1 protein-coding gene is annotated in these 3,529 nt (G+C 44.0%); it reads right to left on the bottom strand.

Annotated elements, in window-relative coordinates:
• Positions 1-178 precede the first annotated feature (178 nt).
• A complete protein-coding gene (locus tag G3T18_RS24655; RefSeq protein WP_224413241.1) occupies positions 179-3,445 on the bottom strand; it encodes a plasmid replication protein, CyRepA1 family in 3,267 nt (1,088 codons plus the stop codon).
• Between the last annotated feature and the right edge of the window lie 84 nt (positions 3,446-3,529).

Below are 3,529 nucleotides of genomic sequence, written 5' to 3'. Positions count from 1 at the left end.
TTTTTTTCATTTCTCCACTAGGGCATAAACACTCTCAAGCTTAGAGGTACATAAGGAGTTATGTAACTTTTCGATTTTATCCTTTCCGGTCTTATGCGATTGTTGATATTCTGCTCTCAGTTCGTCGTTGATTTTCTTCTGCCCGATGGGAGTCTGGCTAAGTATTACAACAGTCTGCTCACTGAAGGATGAGAGAATCCATCGAAATCGGATCGATAATCCCCTCAAGCCACAGTAACCCTTCGTTCCAGCATTTATCGATGACTTTGAACCACTTGCCACCAATTCGTGCCTTGCTCTTTTCTCCTCTGGACTCCCACAAATCTTCATCTGGGGTTATCTCGCGAGTTGGCACGTCACAGTTCTGTGATTCGGAAGAATTATTAATTACTATTGTCGAACCGTGACGGCTAGAATCCTCTTCCTGAGTAGCTTCTAACAATGGGGAGCCTGTTTTATGAGTATTTGTACTTACTGTGACGGCTGCCTTTTCTGCTACCTCATCTCGCAGTGACCACACGGCAAGTACCTCTCGCTGTAAGTCGGTTAAAGGAGCCAATCGGTAGCAAAATTCTCGCTTCCCTGAGCCGTCCCGTCGGTGTCGCGAAAAGTCAATCCCTATATAGCTGAATAGTTTTTTGACTATCTGAATGTTGGTGGCGTTTATTCCTAAGTTTAGTCCGAGGGCATTATTAAAGGCTTCCCGGTATGTCCGATACTTCTCCGCTACCGACTGTAAATCATCGTCAGAGGCTCGAAATTCTCTGTCGGGTAGCTCCAGCCATTCCTTCGGTATCAGCGTCTCTAGATGTCTAATCTTATTAGATAGCAGTTCTTTGTTGAAGTCTGGCTTAAATACCTTGCCGTCGCTGTTTTTTTTCCAGTTATCAACCTTGCGCTTTTCCCTATTAGTTAAAAACTCTTTTCCATTCGTCAGAAAGTACAACACTCGCAGCTTTCCGTAATTCCCTGAGTCGTGATAAGCCACTAATTCAGGTGTGACATTTACCCCATAAAGTGCCTTTAAATCTGCTTTTTTACTTATTAATCTTTCCTGCTCAGTTTTGGCTTTTTTATCACTAAGTATTCTCGCCTCACTCTCCGAGATGTCTGGGGCTTCGGATACCGCTATTTGGTAATTAATCTCGCTGTCTGCTTTGGTTGCTTTTATTTCCTCATTAATTACCTCAGTTTCCTCCTCTGAATTCCTTCCTTCCCACTGCTTAATAGTATGCCCTTCCTCAGCTAGTCCAGCCAGTATATTCTCCCGGTATTTAAAAGCATTAAATGAGTCCTCCGAAGATATCTCAGCCCACAGTTTGAAAGCTTCAGGAAAGGAGTCGGTGTCAATTTCTAGCGCTCCTTCTTTCGCCGCGAAGGTAGCGTTAAAGATAGCATTTTGTTCTTGGCTAGAGATTATCAACTTCGGGCTTTTCCTACTCAAACTAACCGCATTTACAGCGACTCGCCTGACCCATACATACCGAGAAATATTGCCCCTGTGACGGCGCATTGTTTGACGAACTGAGTCGCAAGATTGAACTCCTTGAGCAATCATCCATACGCTGTCAAAATGTTCTTCTCTATCGTCTATAGATACCCCAGTTTCGATTGATGGCGAAGCGATTACTACCTGGTACTTAGGCAACACTTCATTGAGAAAAGATATGCACCCATAAGCAGGATGCCCCGGTTCTGCTACCGTCTCAGAATCAATTCGCAAGATGGATAGCCCAGGAAATTTCTTTTTCAGTAGTTTCTCTAAATTAATAGTGCCGTACTTACTGCCATGCTTCTGTGCTGAGAGATGGACTAATGTTTTTTCTCCTCTTTCAATAGCGGCAATCAATTCTAACACTAATTTGTCCGGTTTACTGCCCTCAAAGCTATAGCAGACATATCCTTCAGGGACATATGCGTTGTCAATAACTAGCAGTTTGGATGCAGCAGCAGTAGGACATAGAGACGATAAGTAGTTTATTTCCTTGTCTCCAACATCAGCAAAAGCTATTATTAGTTTCCCTGTATCTGACAGAAAAGGTTGACGAATTATTCTCTCAAAATTAGCCAGTATTTTAGTTCGGTTACTTTTACAAGTGGCGCTGCAAAGTAAGTGTTTAAGTACCTGGTCTACCTCGTCAATGATGACAATCGCGTCTCTCCATTCGTCTGGATTAAATTTAGCTTGGCTCTGAGAATGTAGAGAGTCTACACATATCCCATAACCTAATATTCCTTTAGTTTCAGAGTTGCGAAACTCGCTCACGTAGTCGATGCCAAAACGATTACATAGTGCCTGACCTAACTGGATTCTGTGGGTAAGCACCAACGCCTTCTGCCCTTCCCGACGTGCCGCTTCTATTACGTCAACTAAGCTTTCAGTTTTACCCGTACCTTTAGCGCTTCTTAATGCCAAGAAATAGCTCTCGTTTTCAGCCAACAAATGAGCAATATCACCAAGGTATTTTTGGTTAAGCTGGTGGTCAATTCGTTTAGTCAGTTTGGGTCGGTTAAAGTACAAGAATTTAGCTAAAGGAAGCGCTTTATCGTATGCTTTCCTAAATGACTTAATTCCCTTACCTACGATAAAATCATCGACTCCTTTGTATTTGCTTGACCAGATAGCAACTTTAACCTTACAGCCTTTTTCCTCCAACAATCTCCCTGTATTCTTGATAGCTATAGCGACATTTTTCCTTGTTTTTGGCTTGGCATCCTGGTCGAAAGCGAAGTATATTTCTCTCCCTGGTTTGGCGAATACTTCAAGCTGTGGCGTTAGATTTCTCTCCCCTGTATACTCGCCATCAGCATCTTTTTCGCTGCGATATCCATTGTAAATTCCGGGTAGACCAACTGATGCGAATCCGTTAGAAAGTAAGCAGCCAGCCTTCTTAGCGCCTTCGGTAATTACCAACGGAATATCTGCATTTGCTATCACCTCTGCCCAGAAGCGGTCGGCTAGACCGGGGACACCGAGGATTCTATCGGATACCGTGTCGGATACTTTCAGCGCGAACAACTCAGTCGGTACTTTTGGCGGATGCTCATATTTGAGGATTTTAGTGTTATTCTCTTCTACCTTTGAGTTAACACTACCTACAGGTTCCGTTAAAAAATGTTTACGAGTGATACGCGGCTCAAACGGCTTGAAGCATCCCCAGTCCGACAACGTATCCGACACACCGGACGCAGCCTTCAGCACATCGACTGTGCCACACCACCAACCGCCAGCTTCAGTATGCCCGTAAGCCTTATTAACCCACGACTTCCAGGTTCCATTGTTGCGTTGGATGTCCCTCCTCTCGTAGCCGTACAGTAGCCATTGTTTCGGGGTCTCACCGGATATGTGTCGAACATTAAGCCGGGTAATTTCATCCGGCACACCGGACGCTTGCCATTCGTCTTTTATCGCTGTGTAGTTATATAATCTTGCTGTCTTGTTCACTTTCAAGGGGTTTTTAAGAGCGTAATAAAAACGCTCCTCAATAGGGAGTAAAACCCCGGGTAAAGCCTTCTAGGCTACCGCTAT

Source organism: Oscillatoria salina IIICB1 (assembly GCF_020144665.1).
Classification (GTDB): domain Bacteria; phylum Cyanobacteriota; class Cyanobacteriia; order Cyanobacteriales; family SIO1D9; genus IIICB1.
The sequence above is the reverse complement of the archived record's forward strand: the minus strand, read 5'-3'. Positions and strand labels throughout refer to the sequence as shown.